The sequence below is a fragment of the Pseudomonas sp. R38(2017) genome (assembly GCF_002112395.1).
Lineage (GTDB): Bacteria > Pseudomonadota > Gammaproteobacteria > Pseudomonadales > Pseudomonadaceae > Aquipseudomonas.
In genome coordinates, this window is sequence record NZ_NEHN01000016.1 from 1 (window position 1) to 24,718 (window position 24,718).

Genomic DNA, 24,718 nt, shown 5'->3' on the forward strand with positions numbered 1-24,718 from the left:
TGCATCGCCGATGGTAGTGTGGGGTTTCCCCATGTGAGAGTAGGTCATCGTCAAGATTAAATTCCGAAACCCCAATTGCGAAAGCAGTTGGGGTTTTGTTTTGCCCGCAGGAAAGTTCGTACAGCATTCTCGGACGCCTTGCGGCTGCCTCCAAGTTAAGTCAGGGCTTCTACGACCTTAAAGCTTTTCGTCAGCGCGCGATTGGCAGCTATTTACGCTTGGGTAGTGGAATTTAATGATCGGCTCTCCAGGGCGCCTCTGAGAGGGCTGGCAGCCTTGTGGTGCTGTTTGGATGGCGTCGCGTGGGAAGGGCCAGTCACTGGGTTCTACCAGCCTTTTCTGTGCCGGGATGCATTGCAATAGTTTTTGCAGGCAATGCGGGCGTCATCGAGCGGCTCAGGTCGAGGTGTCAGTGATTAACAGGCTGTCCCTGAGTCTGTCCCGACGGGCTGCTTTGGGGAGAGGGCGAAGTTATCGCGTAGAGGTGGGGATATTATCCCAGACAGCAAAAAGCCCGCAGTTAGCGGGCTTTAGGGATGCTTCATAGACGCTGGTAGTCGTCTATCTACTGCTTGTGTGGTGCCCCGAGGGAGACTCGAACTCCCACTCCTTTCGAAAACGGATTTTGAATCCGCCGCGTCTACCAATTCCGCCATCAGGGCTCAATGGCGGCGAAGTATAGAGAGGTCCCTACCGTTGGTCAATCACGTTTCATGGTCAATTTTCGATATTTCCGCTAGACTTTCCGGCCCTGCTAGACGAACTCCATCATGCGCGTTGCTGACTTTACCTTCGAGCTTCCTGATTCGCTGATCGCCCGCCACCCTTTGGCCGAGCGTCGCGGTAGCCGCCTGTTGACCCTGGATGGGGTCAGCGGCGCCCTGGCACACCGTCAATTCACTGATCTGCTTGAGCATCTGCGCCCGGGCGATCTGATGGTGTTCAACAATACCCGGGTGATTCCGGCACGGCTGTTCGGCCAGAAGGCGTCCGGCGGCAAGCTGGAAATCCTCATCGAGCGCGTGCTCGACACGCACCGCGTGCTGGCCCATGTGCGTTCCAGCAAGTCGCCGAAACCGGGTTCGAGGATCCTTATCGACGGTGGTGGCGAGGCCGAGATGCTGACGCGTCACGATGCGCTGTTCGAGCTGGGTTTCTCTGAGGAAGTGCTGCCGCTGCTCGACCGCGTCGGGCACATGCCGCTGCCTCCTTATATAGATCGCCCGGACGAAGGTTCGGATCGCGAGCGTTATCAGACCGTTTACGCCGAGAGACTGGGCGCGGTGGCTGCGCCGACCGCCGGGCTGCACTTCGACCAGACGCTGATGGAGGCGATTGCCGCCAAGGGCGTCGAGACTGCATTCGTCACGCTGCACGTTGGCGCTGGTACTTTCCAGCCAGTGCGGGTCGAGAAGATCGAAGATCACCACATGCACACCGAGTGGCTGGAAGTCGGCCAGGATGTGGTCGATGCCGTTGCCGCCTGCCGCGCCCGTGGTGGTCGGGTAATTGCCGTGGGCACCACCAGCGTGCGTTCGCTGGAAAGCGCCGCCCGCGATGGCGTGCTCAAGCCGTTCAGCGGCGATACCGACATCTTTATTTACCCGGGCCGGCCGTTCCATGTGGTCGATGCCTTGGTGACCAATTTCCATTTGCCCGAATCCACGCTGTTGATGCTGGTTTCGGCGTTTGCCGGTTACCCGGAAACCATGGCCGCCTATAAGGCCGCCGTGGACAACGGTTACCGCTTTTTCAGCTACGGTGATGCGATGTTCATCACCCGTAATCCCGCACCGACTGCCCCTGAACAGACAGGCCCAGAGGAAACAGAATGAGTCGCGAATGTCGCATGTCCTTTGAACTCCTGGCCACCGATGGCAAGGCCCGTCGTGGTCGCCTGACCTTCCCCCGTGGCACCGTCGAGACCCCGGCCTTCATGCCGGTGGGCACTTACGGCACGGTCAAAGGAATGTTGCCGCGTGATATCGAGGCGATTGGCGCGGAAATCATTCTGGGCAATACCTTCCACCTGTGGCTGCGCCCGGGCACCGAAGTGATCAAGGCTCACGGCGACCTGCACGACTTCATGCAGTGGAAAGGCCCGATCCTCACCGACTCCGGCGGCTTCCAGGTGTTTAGCCTCGGCGCCATGCGAAAGATCAAGGAGGAGGGCGTGACCTTCGCCTCCCCGGTCGACGGCTCGAAAGTGTTCATGGGCCCTGAAGAATCGATGCAGGTCCAGCGTGACCTGGGCTCGGACATCGTAATGATCTTCGACGAATGCACCCCGTATCCGGCCGACGAAGACGTTGCCCGTGTTTCCATGGAGCTGTCGTTGCGCTGGGCTCAGCGTTCGAAGAATGCCCATGGCGACAACACCGCTGCGCTGTTCGGCATCGTTCAGGGCGGCATGCACCAGGACCTGCGCATGCGTTCTCTGGAAGGCCTGGACAAGATCGGCTTCGACGGTCTGGCCATCGGCGGCCTGTCGGTGGGCGAGCCCAAGCACGAAATGATCAAGGTGCTGGATTATCTGCCAGGCGTGATGCCGGCTGACAAACCTCGTTACCTTATGGGCGTTGGCAAACCGGAAGATCTGGTTGAGGGTGTGCGCCGCGGTGTGGACATGTTCGATTGCGTGATGCCAACCCGTAATGCCCGCAATGGGCATCTGTTCATTGATACAGGCGTGCTGAAGATCCGTAACGCGTTCCATCGCCATGATGATTCGCCGCTGGATCCGACCTGCGATTGCTATACCTGCCAGAACTTCTCGCGTGCTTATTTGCATCATCTGGACAAGTGCGGCGAAATGCTCGGCAGCATGCTCAATACCATCCACAATTTGCGCCATTATCAGGTGCTGATGGCTGGTTTGCGCGAGGCTATTCAACAGGGTACATTGGCCGCCTTTGTCGATGCCTTCTACGCCAAACGCGGGCTTCCCGTTCCGCCTTTGGACTGAGTTTTCTGACCCCAAGATTCAACATTTGCAACTGGAGTGCTAAATGAGCTTTTTTATCTCTAATGCCATGGCTGACGCGGCTGCACCGGCAGCAGCCGGCCCAATGGGTGGCGGCTTCGAGTGGATTTTCCTGGTTGGCTTCCTGGTCATCTTTTACCTGATGATCTGGCGTCCACAGGCCAAGCGCGCCAAAGAGCAGAAGAACCTGCTGAGCAGCCTGGCGAAGGGTGACGAAGTGGTTACCACCGGCGGCATCGCCGGCAAGATCACCAAAGTGGCCGACGACTTCGTGGTTCTGGAAGTTTCCGACACCGTGGAAATGAAGTTCCAGAAGGGCGCCATCGCCGCCACGCTGCCAAAAGGCACGCTGAAAGCGATCTAAGGTTCCAACTTCTACTCAATCGACGGGGCGCGCAAGGCGCCCCGCGTTCATAACGGGCGGCGTGATGCTGAACAAATATCCTCTGTGGAAATACATTCTGATCCTGGCGGTGCTGGCGATCGGTCTGATTTATTCCGCTCCCAATCTATACCCCGATGACCCGGCCATTCAGATCAGCGGCGCCAGCACGGCCCTGCAGGTCAATCAGTCCGATCTGGATCGCGTGAGCACGGCGCTCAAGGAATCCGGGATCAACGTCAAGGCATCGAGCCTGGCTGCGAACGGCAAGGGCGGTCTGATCCGTCTGACCAAGGCTGAAGACCAGCTGCCGGCCAAGGACGTTGTACGCAAGGCATTGGGTGATGACTACGTCGTCGCACTTAACTTGGCACAGACCACCCCGCAATGGCTGCGCAGTGTGGCCGCGCACCCGATGAAGCTCGGTCTGGACTTGTCCGGTGGTGTGCACTTCCTGCTGGAAGTGGACATGGAAAAAGCCCTCGATGCACGCCTGAAAGTTTATGAAGGCGACGTCAAGAGCCTGCTGCGCAAAGAAAAACTGCGCTATCGCAGCCTGCCGCAACTGGGCGGTGCCATTCAGTTGGGTTTCAGCGATGCTGACTCCCGCGAGCAGGCCCGTGCGCTGATCCGCAAGAATTTCAACGATTTCGACATTGTTCCGGCCGACCTCAACGGTCAACCGGTGCTGCGTCTGGCGATGACCCCGGCCAAGCTGGCGGAAATCCGTGAATACTCCATCAAGCAGAACCTGACCACGGTACGTAACCGCGTCAACGAGCTGGGTGTTGCCGAGCCGATCGTTCAGCGTCAGGGCGCCAACCGCATCGTGGTTGAGCTGCCGGGCGTGCAGGACACTGCCGAAGCCAAGCGTATCCTCGGCAAGACCGCCAACCTCGAGTTCCGTCTGGCTGCCGAACCGGGTGCTTCGAAAGCCACTTCCGAGACTTTCGAGTTCCGCGAAGGCAAGCGTCCTCCGGCACAGATCGAGCGTAGCCTGATCATCACCGGTGACCAGGTGACCGATGCCAAGGCCGGTTTCGGCGAGCACGGCACACCTGAAGTGAACATCCGCCTGGATGGCCACGGTGGCGAGCTGATGAGTCGCGCGACCCGCAGCAACGTCGGTCGCAGCATGGCGGTGATCTTCATCGAGCAGCGTCCGGTGACCACCTACGTCAAGCAGATGGTCGACGGCGTCGAGAAAGATGTTGCCGTGCAGACCTTCAAGGAAGAGAAGAAGATCATCAGCCTGGCGACCATTCAGTCGCCGTTGGGTGCGCAATTCCGTATCACCGGCCTGAACGGCCAGGGCGAGTCTTCCGAACTGGCGCTGCTGCTGCGTGCCGGTGGTCTGGCGGCTCCGATGTACTTCGCTGAAGAACGTACCATTGGCCCGAGCCTGGGGGCGGACAACATCACCAAGGGTATCGATGCATCGTTGTGGGGCATGCTGTTCGTCTCGCTGTTCATCATCGCCATCTACCGCTTCTTCGGCCTGATCGCCACAGTCGCACTTGCGGTGAACATGGTGCTGCTGCTGGCGCTGATGTCGCTGCTGGGGGCAACCCTGACCCTGCCGGGTATTGCCGGTATCGTGTTGACCATGGGTATGGCGGTCGACGCCAACGTGCTGATCTTCTCGCGTATCCGTGAAGAGATCGCCGCCGGCATGACCGTGCAGCGTGCGATCAACGAGGGCTTCGGCCGGGCATTCACCGCGATTCTCGACGCCAACCTGACCACCTTGCTGGTCGGCGGCATCCTCTTCGCCATGGGCACCGGCCCGGTGAAGGGCTTCGCAGTAACCATGTCCCTCGGGGTTCTGACTTCGATGTTCACGGCCATCATGGTCACCCGCGCGATGGTCAACCTGATCTTCGGCGGTCGTGACTTCAAGAAGTTGTGGATTTAAGGGGCTGCCATGTTACGTACAATCAACTTCATGGGCGTCCGCAACTTCGCGTTCGGCGTCACAGTGTTCCTGACCTTGCTGGCTGTTTTCAGCGTATTCCACAAGGGCATGAACTGGGGGCTGGACTTCACCGGCGGTACGCTCATCGAGCTGACCTACGAGCGTCCGGCCGACGTCACCAAGGTGCGTGAGCAGCTGAATACTGCCGGTTATCACGAAGCGGTCGTGCAGAACTTCGGTGCGACCACCGATCTGCTGGTGCGCATGCCGGGTGAAGATCCGCAGCTGGGCCATCAGGTCGCGGAAGCGCTGCAGAAGGTCGGCGGTGAGAACCCGGCGACGGTCAAGCGCGTCGAGTTCGTCGGCCCGCAGGTCGGTGAAGAGCTGCGCGATCAGGGCGGCCTCGGCATGCTGCTGGCGCTCGGCGGCATCCTGATCTACCTGGCTTTCCGCTTTCAGTGGAAATTCGCGGTCGGTGCCATCGTTTCGCTGATTCACGACGTGATCGTGACCGTGGGTATCCTGTCGTTCTTCCAGATCACCTTCGACCTTACGGTGCTGGCGGCGGTACTGGCGATCATTGGTTACTCGCTCAACGACACCATCGTCGTGTTCGACCGGGTGCGTGAGAACTTCCGTGTGCTGCGCAAGGCTTCGCTGATCGAGAACATCAACATCTCGACCACCCAGACCCTGTTGCGGACCATTGCAACTTCGGTTTCCACCTTGCTGGCGATCGCGGCACTGCTGTTCTTCGGTGGTGACAATCTGTACGGTTTCTCGCTGGCGCTGCTGGTGGGTGTTCTGGCGGGTACCTACTCGTCGATCTACATCGCCAACGTGGTGCTGATCTGGCTGAATCTGTCTTCGGAAGACCTGATTCCGCCGGCCAATACCGAGAAGGAAGTCGACGACCGTCCATAACGGCCATCGCTTCCCCGGTTGTCAGTCAAAAAAGGCGCGAGTTGAACTCGCGCCTTTTTTATTGCTCCAAGGCTGGGAGAAGCGCGGGCGCGTCCCGCATGTGATGGTCAGGAGGTTCATGTGAACAAGTCGTTGCTGGTTGGTGCGGTACTGGGTGCTGTCGGTGTGACTGCCGGGGGCGCTGTTGCCACCTACAGCCTGGTTAAAAGCGGCCCTGAGTATGCGCAGGTTCTGGCCGTTGAACCGGTCAAGACACAGATCAAGACGCCACGTGAAGTATGCAAGGATGTCGCTGTGACCCGGCAGGCGCCGGTCAAGGATCAACACCAGATTCTCGGTACCGCCATCGGTGCCGTGGCGGGTGGTTTGCTGGGTAACCAGATCGGTGGCGGCACTGGCAAGAAGATTGCCACGGTAGCTGGCGCGGTCGGTGGCGGTTATGCCGGCAACAAGGTGCAGGAGGGCATGCAGAATCGCGATACCTACACCACCACCCAGACTCGCTGTAATACGGTTAATGACATCAGCGACAAGGTCGTAGGCTATGACGTCCGCTACTCGCTGGACGGCAAGGAAGGCAAAGTGCGGATGGACCGTGATCCGGGCAACCAGATTCCGGTCGACAAGGAAGGCAAGCTGATCCTGTCGCAGGCGCAGCCTGGGCAATAAGCGGTTGTAGTAAAAAAGAAGCACCCTTCGGGGTGCTTTTTTGTGCTCGGGATTTATGTGATGACAGGCATAAAAAAAAGCACCCAGGAAGGGTGCTTTTCCGGTTTCGCGAGAGGCTTAGCGCTTCAGCGAGGCCGGCAGGTGCGGCTGGATCGCCGTCAGAACTGCCTTGAAGCATTTTGTGTTGCCGGCAACGACGTGGCCTTTTTCAAGGAAGTCGTGACCGCCGGTGAAGTCGCTCACCAGGCCGCCTGCTTCCTGAATCAGCAGCGCGCCTGCAGCCATGTCCCATTCGGACAGACCCGACTCCCAGAAGGCGTCAAAACGACCGGCGGCCACGTAGGCCAGGTCCAGGCTCGCCGAACCGGCGCGGCGGATGCCGGCAGTCTGACCAACCAGGGCGCGGAACATGCCCAGGTAGTTGTCGAGGTTGTCCATCTGGTCGTCACGGAACGGGAAACCGGTACCGAGCAGAGCGCCGTCCAGGCTGGTACGACCGCTGACACGCAGGCGACGACCGTTCAGTTGAGCGCCACGACCACGGCTGGCGGTGAATTCTTCCTGGCGAACCGGATCCAGAACAACGGCGTGTTCCAGGCGACCACGGTATTTGCAGGCAATGCTGACAGCGAAGTGAGGAATGCCGCGCAGGAAATTGGTGGTGCCGTCCAGCGGATCGATGATCCACAGGTATTCTTCGCCTTCGATGCCGCTGCCGGCGTGCATGCCGGTCTCTTCACCCATGATCGAGTGATTCGGGTAAGCCTTGCGCAGGGCGTCGATGATTTTCTGTTCGGCGGCGCGATCGACCTCGGATACGTAATCCTTGGCGTCTTTTTCGTCGACCTTGATGGTATCCAGGCGCTCGATGGAGCGGAAGATCAGTTCACTGGCGCTGCGGGCGGCGCGCAGCGCGATATTCAGCATGGGCTGCATGGATGTGTCACCTAAGGTTGTTAAAGAAAGCCGCGCATTCTATCAGAACTTTTCTTCAGGTGAAGGTCGCTGTTCGCTTTCATAGCTTAACGGTAGGCTGTTCTGTAAGATTTGCACCCCTTTCCCCAGTCCGAGAGCGCCCGCCGTGCTGCAAAACATTCGTGTCGTCCTGGTCAATACCAGCCACCCGGGAAATATCGGCGGGACCGCGCGCGCCATGAAAAACATGGGTTTGTCGCGGCTGGTGCTGGTCGACCCGCGAGTCTTTCCGCATCACGAAGCCGATGCCCGCGCCTCGGGTGCTGGTGACATCCTTGAAAATGCGCAAGTCGTCGCCACCTTGGAAGACGCCCTGGTCGGTTGCAATCTGGTACTTGGCACCAGTGCTCGCGACCGGCGCATTCCCTGGCCGCTGCTGGATCCGCGCGAATGCGGGACCAAAGTGGTCGAGGAGGCCGGGCAGGGCGCGGAAATCGCGCTGGTGTTCGGGCGTGAAGACTCCGGCCTGACCAATGACGAGCTGCAACGATGTCACTTTCACGTGCACATCCCGTCCGATCCTGAATTCAGTTCGCTGAATCTCGGGGCGGCGGTGCAGGTGTTGAGCTATGAAGTGCGCATGGCCTGGCTGGCTGCCCAAGGGCAGCCGACCAAGATCGAGAAGGAAGAAGTGGCCTCCGTGAAAAGCGCCGAGCTGGCGACCATGGATGAGCTGGAACGATTCTATGAGCACCTGGAGCAGACCCTGGTGGCCATCGAATTCCTCGATCCGGAAAAGCCTCGGCACTTGATGGCACGCCTGCGCCGGTTGTACGGACGTAGCTCGGTCAGCCGGGCGGAAATGAATATTTTGCGTGGCATCCTCACGGAAACCCAGAAAGCGGCCCGTGGCGAGCTCCTTAAGCGGAAGGATTAATGATGTTCGAGCGTTTGCGTGAAGATATCCAGAGCGTATTCCACCGAGACCCGGCGGCGCGTAACGCTTTTGAAGTCCTGACCTGCTACCCCGGCATGCATGCAATCTGGATTCATCGACTGGCCGGCATGCTCTGGCGCAACGATCTGAAATGGCTGGCGCGGCTGGTGTCGAACTTCGGTCGCTGGCTGACCGGTATCGAGATTCATCCGGGCGCCAAGGTCGGGCGGCGCTTCTTTATCGACCATGGCATGGGCATCGTCATTGGCGAAACCGCAGAAATCGGCGATGACGTCACCATCTATCAAGGCGTGACCCTTGGCGGCACCAGCTGGAACAAAGGCAAGCGCCACCCGACGCTAGGTGATGGCGTTGTGGTGGGGGCTGGCGCGAAGGTGCTAGGGCCGTTCACGGTCGGCGCTGGCGCCAAGGTCGGCTCCAATGCCGTGGTGACCAAAGCGGTGCCGCCGGGCGCCACGGTGGTAGGCATTCCGGGGCGGATCATCGTCAAATCCGATGATGAAGCCGATGCCAAGCGCAAGGCGATGGCCGAGAAAATCGGCTTTGATGCTTACGGCGTGAGCGAAGATATGCCGGACCCTGTGGCGCGTGCCATTGGTCAACTGCTCGATCACCTGCAGGCGGTCGATGGCCGTCTGGAAGGGATGTGCGGCGCGCTGAAGGATCTGGGCAGTAATTACTGTGCGAAAGATCTGCCCGAGCTGCGTGAAGAAGACTTCGCCTGCGTCAAGGGCAAGGACGAATCCAAGCTCCACTGATGCCCCGGTAGGGGCTGCTGCCGACCGGTGTGCCATTAGGCCGCAGACCCTGCTATCATTCGCGCGCTCTTTTGCGGGTAAACCCGACTAAAGCACTAGGTCTTATAGTTGACTTAAATGCTCGGGAATTGCATACTCCCGTCCATTCCGAACTCCGTGGTAATTGTCCATGCGACTGACTACAAAAGGCCGATACGCCGTGACCGCCATGCTTGATCTGGCGTTGCACGCGCAGCACGGGCCGGTGTCCCTGGCCGATATCTCCGAGCGCCAAGGCATCTCCCTGTCCTATCTCGAACAGCTTTTCGCCAAGCTGCGCCGCAGCAACCTGGTTTCCAGTGTTCGCGGTCCGGGCGGTGGCTACCAGTTGTCCCGCGACATGCAGGGCATCCAGGTCGCTCAGGTGATCGATGCGGTGAACGAATCGGTCGATGCAACAAAATGCCAGGGCCAGGGCGATTGCCATTCCGGCGACACCTGCCTGACCCATCACCTGTGGTGCGACCTGAGCCTGCAGATTCACGAATTTCTCAGCGGTATCAGCTTGGCCGACCTCGTAACTCGCCGTGAGGTGCAGGAAGTGGCCCAGCGTCAGGATCAGCGTCGTTGCAATGGCAAGGCGCCGCGCCTGGATAAGATTGAAGCGTCCGCCGTCGAATGACAGCCAGAGAGCTAGCGGCACGCCAGCCAGCCTGATTTAGGAGATAGTCCATGAAATTGCCGATTTACCTTGATTACTCTGCGACCACCCCGGTCGATCCGCGCGTTGCGCAAAAAATGAGTGAATGCCTGCTGGTCGACGGAAACTTCGGTAACCCGGCGTCCCGTTCCCACGTGTTCGGCTGGAAGGCCGAAGAGTCCGTCGAAAACGCCCGTCGTCAGGTGGCCGATCTGGTCAACGCCGACCCGCGCGAAATCGTCTGGACCTCCGGTGCCACCGAGTCCGACAATCTGGCAATCAAGGGTGCGGCACATTTCTACGCCTCCAAGGGCAAACACCTGATCACCTCCAAGATCGAGCACAAGGCTGTCCTCGACACCATGCGCCAACTGGAGCGCGAAGGTTTCGAAGTCACCTACCTCGAGCCGACCGAAGACGGTCTGATCACACCGGCCATGATCGAAGCGGCGCTGCGCGAAGACACCATCCTGGTGTCGGTGATGCACGTGAACAACGAAATCGGCACGGTCAACGACATCGCCGCCATCGGTGAACTGACCCGTTCCAAGGGCATTTTGTTCCACGTCGACGCCGCTCAGTCCACCGGCAAGGTCGAAATTGACCTGCAAAAGCTGAAAGTCGACATGATGTCGTTCTCTGCCCACAAGACCTACGGTCCTAAAGGCATCGGCGCGCTGTACGTCAGCCGCAAGCCGCGTGTGCGCATCGAGGCGACCATGCACGGTGGCGGTCACGAACGTGGCATGCGTTCCGGCACCCTGGCGACCCACCAGATCGTCGGCATGGGCGAAGCGTTCCGTGTGGCCAAGGAAGACATGGCTGCCGAGAACGTGCGCATCAAGGCCCTGAGCGATCGCTTCTACAAGCAGGTCGAGCATCTGGAAGAGCTATACGTCAACGGCAGCCTGACCGCCCGCGTTCCGCACAACCTGAACCTGAGCTTCAACTACGTTGAAGGCGAGTCGCTGATCATGGCGCTCAAGGATCTGGCGGTTTCTTCCGGTTCCGCGTGCACCTCGGCGTCCCTGGAGCCTTCGTACGTGTTGCGCGCCCTGGGCCGCAACGACGAACTGGCACACAGCTCGATCCGCTTCACCTTCGGTCGTTTCACCACCGAAGAGGAAATCGATTACGCCGCGCAGAAAGTCTGCGAGGCCGTTACCAAGCTGCGCGCTCTGTCGCCGCTGTGGGACATGTACAAAGACGGCGTCGATATCTCGAAGATCGAGTGGGCGGCACACTAAACATAGAAGCCGCCGGATACGGATCCTGTAGCGACGCGGCGATTTGCGCAGCGCAGTTGCAGGGTCTCAAGAGCGGCCCTGATGAGTGAGGATTGAGAATCATGGCTTACAGCGAAAAGGTCATCGACCACTACGAAAACCCGCGTAACGTCGGCAAGATGAACGCGGAAGATCCTGATGTCGGCACCGGAATGGTCGGCGCTCCGGCGTGCGGCGACGTGATGCGTCTGCAGATCAAGGTCAACGATCAGGGCGTTATCGAAGACGCCAAGTTCAAGACCTACGGCTGCGGCTCGGCTATCGCCTCCAGTTCCCTCGCCACCGAGTGGATGAAGGGCAAGACCCTGGACGAAGCTGAAACCATCAAGAACACCCAGCTGGCCGAAGAACTGGCCCTGCCTCCAGTGAAAATTCACTGCTCGGTTCTCGCTGAAGACGCCATCAAGGCGGCGGTTCGCGATTACAAGCAGAAGAAAGGCTTGATCTAAGCATTGGGCGACGAGTAAGGAGTCAACGATGGCTATCAGCATGACAGAAGCGGCTGCTCGACACGTGCGACGCTCCCTCGACGGGCGCGGCAAGGGTGAAGGGATTCGTCTGGGTGTTCGCACCACGGGCTGTTCCGGCCTTGCCTACGTGCTGGAGTTTGTCGATGAGGTGGTTGCAGAAGATCAGGTGTTCGAAAGTCACGGCGAAAAAGTGATTATCGACCCGAAAAGCCTGGCTTACCTCGACGGCACCGAGCTCGACTTCGTCAAGGAAGGGTTGAACGAAGGCTTCAAGTTCAACAACCCCAACGTGCGCGGTGAATGTGGCTGCGGCGAAAGCTTCAACATCTGAGGCTTGTCGTGGGTATTCCTTGTCATTTCGCTTTGTTCGAGCTGCAACCGGGCTTTCGTCTGGATCTTGAACAGTTGGCCACGCGCTATCGCGAGTTGGCGCGCGGCGTTCATCCTGACCGCTTCGCCGACGCTTCCGAGCGCGAGCAGCGTTCGGCGCTCGAGCAGTCTGCACGGCTCAATGATGCTTATCAGACGCTCAAGAGTCCGGCCCAGCGTGCGCGCTACCTGCTGACCATCAGCGGGCATGAAGTGCCGATGGAGGTTACGGTCCACGATCCCGAGTTTCTGTTGCAGCAGATGCAGTGGCGCGAAGAACTCGAAGATCTGCAGGACAGTGCCGATCTGGACGGTGTCGCGGCCTTCAAGCGTCGCCTGAAAACCGCCCAGGAAACGCTGAACGAAAGCTTCGCAGCCTGTTGGGATGATGTAGCGCAGCGCGAGCAGGCCGAGCGCCTGATGCGGCGCATGCAGTTCCTCGACAAACTCACCTACGAAGTGCGCCAGTTAGAAGAGCGCCTCGACGATTAACCCAGTGCCGCTCCGGTCGCACGCCTGATATACAGATAAGTCCTGATCACGATGGCCCTACTGCAGATCGCCGAACCCGGCCAAAGTCCTCAACCGCACCAGCGTCGTCTGGCTGTGGGGATCGACTTGGGCACTACCAATTCGCTGGTCGCTGCGTTGCGCAGTGGTCTTTCCGAGCCGCTGGCCGATGCCGAAGGGCGGGTCATCCTTCCTTCCGCCGTGCGTTATCACGCCGATCGCGTCGAAGTCGGCGAGTCGGCCAAGCTGGCCGCGTCCTCCGACCCCCTGAATACCGTGCTGTCGGTCAAGCGCCTGATGGGCCGTGGCTTGTCCGACGTCAAACAATTGGGCGATCAGCTGCCGTACCGCTTTGTCGGCGGCGAATCCCACATGCCGTTCATCGACACCGTGCAGGGGCCGAAAAGCCCGGTTGAAGTCTCCGCTGATATCCTCAAAGTGCTGCGCCAGCGCGCGGAAGCGACCTTGGGCGGTGAGCTGGTGGGTGCGGTGATCACCGTTCCGGCCTATTTCGACGACGCTCAGCGGCAAGCTACGAAGGATGCGGCGAAGCTTGCCGGTCTGAACGTGCTGCGCCTGCTCAACGAACCGACCGCCGCTGCGGTGGCTTATGGTCTGGATCAGCATGCCGAAGGCCTGGTCGCCATTTATGATCTGGGCGGCGGTACTTTTGATATTTCCATTCTGCGCCTGACCGGCGGCGTCTTCGAAGTTCTGGCCACCGGTGGCGACAGTGCCCTGGGCGGTGACGATTTCGATCACGCGATTGCCGGCTGGATCATTGAGAGCGCGGGCCTGTCCGCCGATCTCGATCCGGGTGCGCAGCGCAATCTGCTGCAAACCGCTTGTGCGGCCAAGGAAGCCCTGACGAATGCCGACAGTGTTGAAGTTGCTTATGGTGACTGGAAAGCACAGCTGACCCGCGAGGCCTTCGACGCATTGATCGAGCCAATGGTCGCCCGCAGCCTGAAAGCCTGCCGCCGTGCCGTTCGTGACTCCGGTATCGAGCTGGAAGATGTGCATGCCGTGGTCATGGTGGGTGGTTCGACCCGCGTTCCACGTGTTCGCGAAGCTGTCGCCGAAGCCTTCGGTCGTCAACCGCTGACCGAAATCGACCCGGATCAGGTGGTGGCCATCGGTGCCGCGATCCAGGCCGATACACTGGCCGGCAACAAGCGCGATGGCGGCGAACTGCTTCTGCTCGACGTGATTCCACTGTCCTTGGGGCTGGAAACCATGGGCGGCCTGATGGAGAAGGTGATCCCGCGCAACACCACCATCCCGGTTGCCCGCGCTCAGGACTTCACCACTTATAAAGACGGCCAGTCGGCCATGGCGATCCATGTGTTGCAGGGCGAGCGCGAGCTGATCAGCGACTGCCGCTCTCTGGCGCGTTTCGAATTGCGCGGCATTCCGGCAATGGTCGCCGGTGCAGCCAAGATTCGCGTGACCTTCCAGGTCGATGCCGACGGTCTGCTCAGCGTTTCTGCCCGTGAACTGGGTTCGGGCGTTGAAGCCAGCATTCAGGTCAAGCCGTCCTACGGCCTGACCGATGGCGAAATCGCCAAAATGCTCAAGGATTCGTTCCAGCACGCCAATGACGACAAGGTCGCTCGCGTTCTGCGTGAGCAGCAAGTCGATGCCCAGCGCCTGATCGAAGCGGTGCAGGGCGCTCTGGAGGCGGATGGCGAGCGTTTGCTCGACGCCGAAGAGCGCATGGTCATCGATCTGCAGGTGCAGGAACTGACCGAACTGATGAAAGGTACCGATGGTTATGCCATCGAGCAGCAGACGAAGCGTCTGTCGCAAGTGACCGATGCTTTTGCAGCCCGTCGTATGGATCAGACGGTGAAAGCCGCTCTGTCGGGGCGCAATCTGAATGAAATCGAGGATATCTGATGCCGCAGGTCATTTTTCTGCCCCACGAGAAGTACTGCCCTGAAGGCATGGTGGTCGAGGCTGAGCCCGGCACATCGATTCTCGAGCTGGCCCACGAACACCACATCGAGATGGAAAGCGCCTGTGGCGGCGTCTGCGCTTGCACCACCTGTCACTGCATCATCCGCGAGGGTTTCGACTCGCTGGAAGAAGCTGACGAGTTGGAGGAAGATTTCCTTGATCGTGCCTGGGGTCTGGAGGCGCAGTCGCGCCTGGCCTGTCAGGCCATCGTCGGCGAGGAAGACCTCACCGTCGAGATTCCGAAATATTCGCTTAACCATGCGGCCGAGGCGCCGCACTGACTGGTAAGACTGTCATGAGCTACGGTTGGAATGATGTTCAACGTATTGCAGAAGAGCTGGCCGAAGCCAAGCCGGACGTCGATCCGCTCTCTGTCAATTTCGTCGACTTGCAGCGATGGATCATGGAGCTGCCCGATTTCGACAACACCTCTGGCCGGGTCGGCGAGAAAGTGTTGGAAGCGGTTCAGGCGCTCTGGATCGAAGAAGTAGACTGATCATCCTTGCAGGTTAGGCAATACCCAAGAACCCGCGTATAATTCGCGGGTTTAATTTTTCGCAAATTATCGTTTCTGGAGTTACACCATGGCTGTTCAACGTACTTTCTCCATCATCAAGCCTGACGCTGTTGCAAAAGGCGCTGCCGGCGAAATCGTTACCCGTTTCGAAAAGGCTGGTCTGAAAGTGGTTGCCTCGAAAATGAAGCAACTGTCCAAAGCCGAAGCTGAAGGCTTCTACGCTGAGCACAAAGAGCGCGGCTTCTTCGGTGACCTGGTTGCTTTCATGATCTCCGGTCCGGTTGTTGTTCAGGTTCTGGAAGGCGAAAACGCCATCGCTCGCAACCGTGAGCTGATGGGCGCTACCAACCCTAAAGAAGCTGCTGCCGGCACCATCCGTGCTGACTTCGCTGAGTCGATCGACGCCAACGCCGTTCACGGTTCGGACTCCGAAGCCGCTGCCGCTCGCGAAATCTCGTACTTCTTCGCAGCTACTGAAGTAACCACTCGCTAAGCATTGGCTTAAGAGTGAAGGTGAATCCATGACTACATCGACTGTTAAAACCAACCTGCTGGGTCTGACCCAGCCGGAAATGGAAAAATTCTTCGACTCAATCGGGGAGAAGCGTTTCCGTGCCGGTCAGGTAATGAAATGGATTCACCACTTTGGCGTCGATGATTTCGACGCCATGACGAACGTCAGCAAGGCCTTGCGCGAAAAGCTCAAGGCTGTTGCTGAAGTTCGTGGTCCCGAAGTGGTCAGCGAGGACATTTCCAGCGACGGCACCCGCAAGTGGGTGGTGCGCGTGGCGTCCGGCAGCTGTGTCGAGACCGTTTACATTCCCCAGGGCAAGCGCGGCACTCTGTGCGTTTCGTCCCAGGCAGGCTGTGCCCTGGACTGCAGTTTCTGCTCCACCGGCAAGCAAGGCTTCAACAGCAACCTCACCGCCGCCGAAGTCATCGGCCAGGTGTGGATTGCCAACAAATCCTTCGGCAGTGTTCCGGCTACCATCGACCGCGCCATCACCAACGTGGTGATGATGGGCATGGGCGAACCGCTGCTGAACTTCGACAACGTCGTGGCCGCCATGCATCTGATGATGGATGACCTGGGCTACGGGATCTCCAAGCGCCGCGTGACCCTGTCCACGTCGGGTGTGGTGCCGATGATCGATGAGCTGGCCAAGCACATCGATGTGTCCCTGGCGTTGTCCCTGCACGCACCGAATGACGCATTGCGTAACCAATTGGTGCCGATCAACAAGAAATATCCGCTTAAGATGCTCCTCGATTCGTGCGTTCGCTACATGTCCGCCCTGGGCGAGAAACGTGTGCTGACCATCGAGTACACCTTGCTCAAGGACGTCAACGACAAGCTTGAACACGCGGTGGAAATGATCGAGCTGCTCAAGGATATTCCCTGCAAGATCAACCTGATTCCGTTCAACCCGTTCCCGCATTCCGGTTACGAGCGACCAAGCAACAACGCGATTCGCCGGTTCCAGGATCAGCTGCATCAGGCAGGTTACAACGTCACTGTGCGCACCACCCGTGGTGAAGACATCGACGCAGCTTGCGGTCAATTGGTAGGGCAGGTGCTGGATCGCACCCGTCGCAGTGAACGTTACATCGCCGTGCGCGAATTGAGCGCCGACAGCGATCTGGCACAAAACGCCGCGAACACTAACTAAGAGAGGATCTCTATGTCCCTGCGCTTTGCGCTGCTGTTGCTGTTGGCCAGCCTGTGTGCTGGCTGTGTCCTGTCGGGTGATTACAACCCGATGAAGACCAGCAAGGGCCGCGACGAAGCGCGGGCTGCCTACGTGCAGCTGGGGCTGGGATACTTGCAGCAAGGCATGACCGAACGGGCCAAGATACCCTTGAAAAAGGCCCTTGAGCTGGACGGTTCCGATCCCGACGCCAACGCCGCCCTTGGGCTGGTCTTTCAGTCCGAGATGGAGCCTAAGCTGGCCGACGAACACTTTCGCAAGGCACTGTCCTCCCGTCCCGCCGATGCCCGCATCCTGAACAATTACGGCAGTTTTCTCTACGAAGAGCAGCGTTACAAGGAAGCCTACGAGCGTTTTGAACAGGCCGCCGCCGATACCCTGTATCCTGAGCGTTCGCGTGTGTTCGAGAACCTCGGCATGACGGCGTCCAAGCTTGGCCAGCGTGACTTGGCCCAGCAGCAACTGGAAAAAGCATTGCGTTTGAACCGTCAGCAGCCACGGGCGTTGCTGGAAATGGCTGAGTTGTCATTCGAAGACAGGCATTATGTGCCCGCGCGTGACTATTACGACCGTTTCAGCCAGCTGTCCGAGCAAAATGCACGTAGTCTGTTGCTCGCGGTTCGGTTGGCAAAAGTGTTTGAAGATCGCGACAAGGCCGCCAGTGCGGGCCTGCAATTAAAACGACTCTATCCCGGTACGCCGGAATATCAGCAATACCTGTCGGAGCAATGATGAAAGCGGCGCATCCCGAAGTTGTAGCAGCGAATCGCGTTAACCCCGGTGAGACCTTGCGCCAGGCCCGCGAAAGCAATGGCTGGTCGCTGGCCGAAGTGGCCCTCAAGCTCAACCTCACCGTGACTTCCCTGACCAACCTCGAAGCCGGTGCGTTCGACAAGCTGCCGGGGCATACCTTCGCTCGCGGCTATATTCGCGCCTATGCCAAATTGCTCGGCATGGATCAGGCGGTCCTGGTCCAGCAGTTCGACCAGTCCACCGGCACCGACTCCCAGGGCAGCAATGTCCATGCCTTGGGCCGGATTGAAGAGCCGGTCCGGGTTTCCCACACCATTTTGCGTATCGTCAGCCTGTTGCTGCTGATCGCGGTCATCGGCGGCGGCTTCGTCTGGTGGCAGGATCAAACCTCGCTGCGCACCAAGGATCTGACCAGTCTGGCCCCGGAGCACGTTGAAGTCGAAGGCGCCGATGGGACCACGCAGATTCATCCGATCGACGAGCCGGAAGACCAGGCCGTTACCGAAGGTCAGACCGAGGGCGCGACAGCGCTGGCACTGCCCCAATCGGAAACCGCTGCCGAGTCGACCGGTGTCGAGCCAGTTGTTCCGGCAGCCGCACCGGCCGTACCTGCTGCCCCGACGGTGACGCCGGCTGCTCCGGCTCATGCCCCGGCCCCGGTTGTCGCCACTCCGGCTGCACCTGCCACTAATGTTCCGGCGACTCCGGCACCGACTGTCACCGCACCCGTAGTCCCGGCCACTCCGGCACCCACCGCAGAAACCGCTGCGCCGGTAGCAGGCGAAGGTCAGGTGCAGCTGCAGTTCACCGGCGATTGCTGGGCACAGGTCACCGATGGTCGCGGCAAGGTTCTGTTCAGCGGTCTGAAACATAAAGGCGACAGCGTCTCCGTGGCAGGCAAGCCACCGCTGGCTGTTCGTCTGGGTGTTGCCCGGGCCGCGCAGGTCAGCTACAACGGCCAGCCGGTCGATATCGCTCCGTTCACCAGTGGCGAGACTGCTCGCCTGAAGTTGGGTCAATAAGTCATGCACGGCGAATCTCCAATCAAACGTCGCGAATCGCGCAAGATCTGGGTCGGTAACGTGCCTGTGGGCGGCGATGCACCTATCGCGGTGCAAAGCATGACCAACAGCGACACCAACGATGTTGCGGCCACCGTGGCCCAGATCAACCGTCTGGAAGCCGCTGGCGTCGACATCGTTCGCGTATCGGTGCCGGACATGGACGCCGCCGAGGCGTTCGGCAAGATCAAGCAACTGGTCAAGGTGCCATTGGTTGCCGACATCCACTTCGACTACAAGATCGCTTTGCGCGTGGCCGAACTGGGTGTGGACTGCCTGCGCATCAACCCGGGCAACATCGGTCGCGAAGACCGCGTGCGTGCGGTGGTCGATGCTGCCCGTGACCGCGGGATTCCGATCCGTATCGGCGTCAACGCCGGTTCCCTGGAAAAAGACCTGCAGAAGAAATACGGTGAGCCGACCCCGGCCGCGCTGGTCGAGTCCGCGCTGCGTCATGTCGAACACCTCGAACGCCTGAATTTCCAGGACTTCAAGGTCAGCGTGAAGGCCTCCGACGTGTTCATGGCCGTCGAGGCCTACCGCCTGCTGGCGAAAGAAATCGTCCAGCCACTGCACCTGGGCATCACCGAAGCCGGTGGATTGCGCTCCGGTACAGTGAAATCCGCCGTGGGCCTAGGTATGCTGCTCGCCGAGGGAATTGGCGATACCATCCGCATCTCGCTGGCGGCCGATCCGGTCGAGGAAGTGAAGGTCGGTTACGACATCCTCAAGTCTTTGCATCTGCGTTCCCGTGGCATCAACTTCATCGCCTGCCCGAGCTGCTCGCGGCAGAATTTCGATGTGGTCAAGACCATGAACGAGCTGGAAGGGCGCCTTGAAGACCTGCTGGTGCCGCTGGATGTTGCGGTGATCGGTTGCGTGGTCAACGGTCCCGGCGAAGCCAAGGAAGCCCATATCGGGTTGACCGGCGGTACGCCGAACCTGATTTATATCGACGGCAAGCCGTCGCAGAAACTGACGAATGACAATCTGGTGGACGAGCTGGAAAAGCTGATCCGCGAGAAGGCGGCCGAGAAGGTCGAAGCCGACGCAGCGGTCATCGCGCGCGGCTGATCGAACGAATTAAGGAATTTCTGTGAGCAAGTCCCTGCAAGCCATTCGTGGCATGAACGACATCCTGCCGGAACAGACTCCGGTATGGCGCTACTTCGAAGGCACCGTTTCGCGTTTGCTGGATAACTACGGTTACAAGCAGATCCGCATGCCGATCGTCGAGTTCACCGAGCTGTTTAAGCGCTCGATCGGTGAAGTGACCGATATCGTCGAAAAAGAGATGTACACCTTCGACGACCGCAACGGCGACTCCCTGACCCTGCGTCCGGAAGGCACTGCTGCGTGCGTGCGTGCCGTGCTCGAGCATGGCATCACCGGCGGTGGCCAGGTGCAGAAACTCTGGTACATCGGTCCGATGTTCCGTCACGAGCGTCCGCAGAAAGGCCGTTATCGCCAGTTCCACCAGATCGGTCTGGAAGTCTTCAACCTCGACGGTCCGGACATCGACGCCGAGCTGATCATCATGACCTGGCGCCTTTGGGGCGAGCTGGGCATCCGTGATGCCGTCAAGCTCGAACTCAACAGCCTTGGCACCAGCGAGTCCCGCGGCCGTTATCGTGAAGCGCTGGTCGAGTACCTCTCGGCGCACCACGACAAACTGGACGAAGACAGCCAGCGTCGCCTGAAGTCCAACCCGCTGCGCGTGCTCGACACCAAGAACGCCGACACCCAGGCGGTGCTGGTCGATGCGCCAAAGATGGCGGATTACCTGGATGAAGAGTCCCGTGCCCACTTCGAAGGTCTGAAGGCCCGTCTGGATGCTGTCGGCATTCCTTACGTGCTCAACCCGAAACTGGTGCGCGGCCTCGATTACTACAGCAAAACCGTATTCGAATGGGTCACCGACAAGCTCGGCGCCCAAGGCACTGTGTGCGCGGGCGGCCGTTACGACGGTCTGGTCGAGCAGATGGGCGGCAAGCCGACTCCGGGCGTCGGTTTCGCCATGGGCATCGAGCGCCTGGTGCTGATGCTGGAAACCCTGGAGCAGATCCCGCAAGAGCTTTCCCGTCAAGTCGACGTCTACCTCTGCGCCTTTGGCGAAGAGGCGGAGCTGGCCGGTCTGGCCCTGGCCGAGCGTGTACGCGACCAGTTGCCGAACCTGCGCCTGCAGGTCAATGCCGGTGCCGGCAGCTTCAAGAGCCAGTTCAAGAAAGCCGACAAGAGCGGTGCGCTGTATGCACTGATCCTCGGTGACGACGAAATGGCCCAGCAAGTGGTAGGTTTCAAACCCCTGCGTGGCCAGGGCGAACAACAAAGCATTGCCTGGGATGCGCTTGCCGCTCACCTGGCCACCTGCGTCGTGCAGGGTTGAAGCTGTTTAAACAGCCGATTTAGCGATTAAGGAGTATTGGGGTGTCGAGTACCGAAGACGAACAGTTGGCGGATTTGAAGGACTGGTGGACACGCAACGGCAAACCTCTGGTCACTGGCGGCCTGTTGGCGCTGGTCATCGTGTTCGGCTGGCAGGCATTTCACAAGTATCAGAGCAACCAGTCGCAAGGCGCCTCGGTGCTCTATCAGCAATTGCTGGAAACCACGCTGACCCCGGACGGCAAGCCTGACGCCGCGCGCGTCGCGGATCTGGCCGGCAAGCTCAACAGCGAGTTCGGCGGTACGGCCTATGCGCAGTACGGCAGTCTGTTCGTGGCCAAGGTTGCGGTCGACAGCGGCAAGCTGGACGACGCGGCGACCGAACTGAAAGCCATCGTTGCCAAACCGGCCAACGCGGCGCTGGGCGAAATCGCCCGTCAGCGTCTGGCGCAGGTGCTGGGCGCACAGAACAAGGCGGATGAAGCCCTGAAACTGCTTGAAGGCGATGCCGACAAGTCGTTCCTGGCCACTCGCGAAGAACTCAAGGGCGACCTGCTGGTACAGCTGGGCCGCACTGACGAAGCGAACGCGGCGTATCAAAAAGCCAAGGCGGCACTGTCGGATGAAGCGGCAGTCGGTGGCCTTCAAATCAAGCTGGACGACCTGGCCAAAGGGGATGCGTGACGTGATCGGTTGGAAGCATGCAGCATTGCTGGCTCTGGCCATTCTGGCCACGGGTTGCAGCAGCAACAGCACCAAGGAACTGCCACCGGCCGAACTGACTTCCTTCAAGGAAGAAGTGGTTCTGCACAAAGTGTGGAGTCGTTCGATCGGTGACGGTCAGGGCGAAACCTACAACATGCTGGTGCCGGCGATCGATGGTGACACCATCTATGCAGCCGACGTGACTGGCATCGTGATGGCCATGGATCGCAGCAACGGCGACGTGAAGTGGAAGAAAGAACTGGATGTGCCAGTTTCCGGCGCCGTCGGCGTGGGTTACGGTCTGGTTCTGGTCGGCACGCTGCGTGGCGACGTCATCGCTCTCGACACCATCAACGGTGAAGAAAAGTGGCGCGCTCGCGTGACCAGTGAAGTGTTGGCGCCTCCAGCCAGCAACGGCGACATCGTGGTCGTGCAAACCCAGGACGATCGTCTGATCGGTCTGGATGCATCCACCGGTCAACAGCGCTGGGTGTATGACAGCACTCCGGCCGTACTGACCCTGCGTGGCACCAGTGCGCCGCTCGCGACCAACCGCCTCGCGGTGGCTGGTCTGTCGACCGGTAAAGTGGTCGCTCTGGACATTTCCAACGGCGTGCCGGTCTGGGAACAACGGATCGCAATTCCACAAGGTCGTTCGGAACTGGAGCGCGTGGTCGACATCGACGGCGGTCTGCTGCTGTCCGGCGGCACACTGTACGTTGCCAGCTATCAGGGTCGCGTTGCGGCACTGGACCTGGAAAGCGGCCGTCAACTGTGGCAGCGCGATGCGTCGAGCTACGCCGGTATCGCTCAGGGTTTCGGCAACGTCTACGTGAGTCTGTCTTCGGGCACCGTTGAAGGCGTCGACGAGCGTTCGACCACTGCACTGTGGACCAACGACTCGCTGGCACGCCGTCAACTGTCGGCTCCGGAAGTGTTCTCCAGCTACGTTGCAGTCGGTGACCTGGAAGGTTACCTGCATCTGCTGAGTCAGGTGGACGGTCGTTTCGTCGGCCGTGAGCGCATCGACAGCGACGGCCTGCGTGCCCGTCCGCTGGTGGTGGGTGACACGATTTACGTGTATGGCAACAGCGGCAAACTGGAAGCCCTGACCATCAAGTAATGGTTTGACTATGCTTGGGGTTGATCCCCAAGCGGCCCTGCTCCGGCAGGGTTTGCAACACCCATGGGTGTTGCCCCGAGCACCAGCCGCTGCCTCGCAGCGGCTTTTGTATTTTCTGAAATAACGAAGTGGAGAGCCGCATGGTTCCCGTAATCGCCCTGGTGGGCCGACCGAACGTCGGCAAGTCCACCTTGTTCAACCGCCTGACCAGGACTCGCGACGCCATCGTCGGCGACTTGTCCGGTCTGACCCGTGATCGCCAGTACGGTGAGGCCAAGTGGCAAGGGCGTTCCTACATTCTGATCGACACCGGCGGTATCTCCGGTGACGAGCATGGTATGGACGAAAAAATGGCCGAGCAGTCGCTGCTGGCCATCGAAGAAGCGGATGTCGTTCTGTTCCTGGTAGATGCCAAGGCGGGCTTCACCGCCGCCGACCAGATGATCGGCGAACACCTGCGCAAACGTAACAAGCGTTCCTACGTGGTCGCCAACAAGGTCGACAACATCGATCCGGAAATGGCTCGCGCCGAATTCGCGCCGATGGGCATGGGCGATGCGATCCCGATTGCCGGTGCTCATGGTCGTGGCATCACTCAATTGCTGGAAATCGCCCTGAGCGAATTCCCGAAAGATGAGGACGAGCCGCAGGAAGGCGAAGAGCAGGAAGAAGTCGCCGAAGGCGAGGAAGCCAAGCGCATTCCAGGCCCGAGCGAAAAGGACGGCATCAAGATCGCCATCATCGGCCGGCCGAACGTCGGCAAGTCGACGCTGGTCAACCGCATGCTGGGTGAAGAACGAGTGATCGTTTACGACCAGCCGGGCACCACTCGCGACAGTATCTACATCCCGTTCGAGCGTAACGACGAGAAGTACACGCTGATCGACACTGCCGGTGTGCGCAAGCGCGGCAAGATCCATGAAGAAGTCGAAAAGTTCTCCGTGGTCAAAACCCTGCAGGCGATCAAAGACGCCAACGTGGTGATCTTTGTGATGGACGCCCGCGAAGGTGTGGTCGACCACGACCTCAACCTGCTCGGCTTTGCCCTCGAGTCCGGCCGTGCGCTGGTCATCGCGCTGAACAAGTGGGATGGCATGACTCCGGGCGAGCGTGACTACGTGAAGACCGAACTGGAACGCCGGTTGTTCTTCGTCGACTTCGCCGACATCCACTTCATCTCGGCCCTGCACGGCACCGGCGTGGGCAACCTCTACGCTTCGGTGCAGAACTCGTTCAAGTCGGCGGTCACCCGCTGGCCGACCAGCCGTCTGACCCAGATCCTCGAAGACGCGGTCAGTGAGCACCAGCCACCGATGGTCAATGGCCGCCGGATCAAGCTGCGTTATGCCCACCTCGGTGGCGCCAACCCGCCGCTGATCGTGATCCACGGCAACCAGATCGAGAAAGTGCCTAATTCATACGTGCGCTATCTGGAAAACACTTACCGCCGTGTGCTCAAACTGGTCGGTACGCCTATCCGTATCGAGTTCAAGGGCGGCGAGAACCCGTACGAAGGCAACAAGAACACGCTGACCGACCGCCAGGTCAACAAGAAGCGTCGTTTGATGTCGCATAACAAGAAGGCCAGCAAGAAGCGCCGCGACAAGCGCTGATCCCGGTCATCAAGAGAGAAGGGCGCCGTCTGGCGCCCTTTTTTTATGGACGCCGGATGGGCTATCCTCGGGCTC

General features: G+C 59.7%; 26 protein-coding genes and 1 tRNA gene. 25 read left to right on the plus strand and 2 right to left on the minus strand.

What is annotated here, in order from left to right:
- Positions 1–577: 577 nt before the first annotated feature.
- Positions 578–662 (minus strand) — tRNA-Leu (locus tag CAF87_RS28575).
- Between the two features lie 108 nt (positions 663–770).
- Here CAF87_RS28575 and queA point away from each other — a divergent pair.
- The 6 genes from queA to CAF87_RS28605 all read left to right on the plus strand — a co-directional run bounded on the left by queA (position 771) and on the right by CAF87_RS28605 (position 6,873).
- Positions 771–1,835, plus strand: coding sequence for a tRNA preQ1(34) S-adenosylmethionine ribosyltransferase-isomerase QueA (gene queA, locus CAF87_RS28580; RefSeq protein WP_085734090.1), 1,065 nt, complete (start codon positions 771–773; stop codon positions 1,833–1,835).
- Positions 1,836–1,849: 14 nt separating this feature from the next.
- Positions 1,850–2,965: a tRNA guanosine(34) transglycosylase Tgt gene (tgt, locus tag CAF87_RS28585; RefSeq protein ID WP_170929648.1), complete on the plus strand. Its 1,116-nt coding sequence runs from the start codon at positions 1,850–1,852 to the stop codon at positions 2,963–2,965.
- 43 nt (positions 2,966–3,008) lie between these two features.
- The gene (gene yajC / locus CAF87_RS28590) at positions 3,009–3,347 is read left to right on the plus strand and encodes a preprotein translocase subunit YajC (RefSeq protein WP_003227923.1); all 339 of its coding nucleotides are present in this window, start codon (positions 3,009–3,011) and stop codon (positions 3,345–3,347) included.
- Positions 3,348–3,411: 64 nt separating this feature from the next.
- A complete protein-coding gene (secD, locus tag CAF87_RS28595; RefSeq protein WP_085734092.1) occupies positions 3,412–5,280 on the plus strand; it encodes a protein translocase subunit SecD in 1,869 nt (622 codons plus the stop codon).
- 9 nt (positions 5,281–5,289) lie between these two features.
- Positions 5,290–6,204, plus strand: coding sequence for a protein translocase subunit SecF (gene secF / locus CAF87_RS28600; protein WP_085734093.1), 915 nt, complete (start codon positions 5,290–5,292; stop codon positions 6,202–6,204).
- Between the two features lie 120 nt (positions 6,205–6,324).
- The gene (locus CAF87_RS28605; protein ID WP_085709392.1) at positions 6,325–6,873 is read left to right on the plus strand and encodes a glycine zipper 2TM domain-containing protein; all 549 of its coding nucleotides are present in this window, start codon (positions 6,325–6,327) and stop codon (positions 6,871–6,873) included.
- A 117-nt stretch (positions 6,874–6,990) separates the two neighbouring features.
- Here the strand turns inward: CAF87_RS28605 and suhB are convergent, their stop codons facing one another.
- Complete coding sequence (gene suhB, locus CAF87_RS28610; RefSeq protein ID WP_085709393.1) at positions 6,991–7,809, minus strand: inositol-phosphate phosphatase; 819 nt, start codon at positions 7,807–7,809, stop codon at positions 6,991–6,993.
- A gap of 145 nt (positions 7,810–7,954) precedes the next feature.
- Here suhB and trmJ point away from each other — a divergent pair, with 145 nt between their 5' ends.
- The 19 genes from trmJ (at position 7,955) to der (ending at position 24,643) form a co-directional block, all read left to right on the plus strand.
- Entirely contained in the window at positions 7,955–8,725 is a 771-nt protein-coding gene (trmJ, locus tag CAF87_RS28615; RefSeq protein ID WP_085734094.1) for a tRNA (cytosine(32)/uridine(32)-2'-O)-methyltransferase TrmJ, read from the plus strand.
- A gap of 2 nt (positions 8,726–8,727) precedes the next feature.
- Positions 8,728–9,504 (plus strand): serine O-acetyltransferase, encoded by a 777-nt coding sequence (cysE, locus tag CAF87_RS28620; RefSeq protein ID WP_085734095.1) that lies wholly within the window; start codon positions 8,728–8,730, stop codon positions 9,502–9,504.
- A gap of 169 nt (positions 9,505–9,673) precedes the next feature.
- Positions 9,674–10,165 (plus strand): Fe-S cluster assembly transcriptional regulator IscR, encoded by a 492-nt coding sequence (gene iscR, locus CAF87_RS28625; protein WP_007956690.1) that lies wholly within the window; start codon positions 9,674–9,676, stop codon positions 10,163–10,165.
- 50 nt (positions 10,166–10,215) lie between these two features.
- Positions 10,216–11,430: an IscS subfamily cysteine desulfurase gene (locus CAF87_RS28630; RefSeq protein ID WP_085709396.1), complete on the plus strand. Its 1,215-nt coding sequence runs from the start codon at positions 10,216–10,218 to the stop codon at positions 11,428–11,430.
- Between the two features lie 101 nt (positions 11,431–11,531).
- Positions 11,532–11,918: a Fe-S cluster assembly scaffold IscU gene (iscU, locus tag CAF87_RS28635; protein WP_003227907.1), complete on the plus strand. Its 387-nt coding sequence runs from the start codon at positions 11,532–11,534 to the stop codon at positions 11,916–11,918.
- A 28-nt stretch (positions 11,919–11,946) separates the two neighbouring features.
- Complete coding sequence (gene iscA / locus CAF87_RS28640) at positions 11,947–12,270, plus strand: iron-sulfur cluster assembly protein IscA (RefSeq protein ID WP_003227904.1); 324 nt, start codon at positions 11,947–11,949, stop codon at positions 12,268–12,270.
- A gap of 8 nt (positions 12,271–12,278) precedes the next feature.
- Positions 12,279–12,800: a co-chaperone HscB gene (gene hscB, locus CAF87_RS28645; RefSeq protein WP_085734096.1), complete on the plus strand. Its 522-nt coding sequence runs from the start codon at positions 12,279–12,281 to the stop codon at positions 12,798–12,800.
- 51 nt (positions 12,801–12,851) lie between these two features.
- Positions 12,852–14,717 carry a Fe-S protein assembly chaperone HscA gene (gene hscA, locus CAF87_RS28650; protein ID WP_085734097.1) on the plus strand — a complete coding sequence of 622 codons (1,866 nt, stop codon included), beginning with the start codon at positions 12,852–12,854 and terminating at the stop codon, positions 14,715–14,717.
- Complete coding sequence (fdx, locus tag CAF87_RS28655; protein ID WP_085734098.1) at positions 14,717–15,058, plus strand: ISC system 2Fe-2S type ferredoxin; 342 nt, start codon at positions 14,717–14,719, stop codon at positions 15,056–15,058. The genes hscA and fdx overlap by 1 nt, the downstream gene beginning before the upstream one ends.
- 14 nt (positions 15,059–15,072) lie before the next feature.
- On the plus strand, positions 15,073–15,273 hold the full coding sequence (iscX, locus tag CAF87_RS28660) for a Fe-S cluster assembly protein IscX (protein WP_027619659.1): 201 nt from the start codon (positions 15,073–15,075) through the stop codon (positions 15,271–15,273).
- A gap of 88 nt (positions 15,274–15,361) precedes the next feature.
- Positions 15,362–15,787 (plus strand): nucleoside-diphosphate kinase, encoded by a 426-nt coding sequence (gene ndk / locus CAF87_RS28665; protein WP_003227894.1) that lies wholly within the window; start codon positions 15,362–15,364, stop codon positions 15,785–15,787.
- A 28-nt stretch (positions 15,788–15,815) separates the two neighbouring features.
- The gene (rlmN, locus tag CAF87_RS28670) at positions 15,816–16,964 is read left to right on the plus strand and encodes a 23S rRNA (adenine(2503)-C(2))-methyltransferase RlmN (RefSeq protein WP_085709400.1); all 1,149 of its coding nucleotides are present in this window, start codon (positions 15,816–15,818) and stop codon (positions 16,962–16,964) included.
- A 12-nt stretch (positions 16,965–16,976) separates the two neighbouring features.
- On the plus strand, positions 16,977–17,735 hold the full coding sequence (gene pilW, locus CAF87_RS28675) for a type IV pilus biogenesis/stability protein PilW (RefSeq protein ID WP_085734099.1): 759 nt from the start codon (positions 16,977–16,979) through the stop codon (positions 17,733–17,735).
- Positions 17,735–18,778 carry a RodZ family helix-turn-helix domain-containing protein gene (locus tag CAF87_RS28680; protein WP_085734100.1) on the plus strand — a complete coding sequence of 348 codons (1,044 nt, stop codon included), beginning with the start codon at positions 17,735–17,737 and terminating at the stop codon, positions 18,776–18,778. The genes pilW and CAF87_RS28680 overlap by 1 nt, the downstream gene beginning before the upstream one ends.
- 3 nt (positions 18,779–18,781) lie before the next feature.
- Positions 18,782–19,891, plus strand: a complete 1,110-nt coding sequence (gene ispG, locus CAF87_RS28685) for a flavodoxin-dependent (E)-4-hydroxy-3-methylbut-2-enyl-diphosphate synthase (protein ID WP_007956680.1) — start codon at positions 18,782–18,784, stop codon at positions 19,889–19,891.
- Between the two features lie 22 nt (positions 19,892–19,913).
- Positions 19,914–21,203 (plus strand): histidine--tRNA ligase, encoded by a 1,290-nt coding sequence (hisS, locus tag CAF87_RS28690; protein ID WP_085734101.1) that lies wholly within the window; start codon positions 19,914–19,916, stop codon positions 21,201–21,203.
- Between the two features lie 41 nt (positions 21,204–21,244).
- Positions 21,245–21,886, plus strand: a complete 642-nt coding sequence (locus CAF87_RS28695; RefSeq protein WP_085734102.1) for a tetratricopeptide repeat protein — start codon at positions 21,245–21,247, stop codon at positions 21,884–21,886.
- A complete protein-coding gene (bamB, locus tag CAF87_RS28700; protein ID WP_085734103.1) occupies positions 21,879–23,030 on the plus strand; it encodes an outer membrane protein assembly factor BamB in 1,152 nt (383 codons plus the stop codon). Before CAF87_RS28695 ends, bamB begins: the two co-directional genes overlap by 8 nt.
- Before the next feature lie 140 nt (positions 23,031–23,170).
- Positions 23,171–24,643, plus strand: coding sequence for a ribosome biogenesis GTPase Der (gene der / locus CAF87_RS28705; RefSeq protein ID WP_085699823.1), 1,473 nt, complete (start codon positions 23,171–23,173; stop codon positions 24,641–24,643).
- Positions 24,644–24,718: the final 75 nt, after the last annotated feature.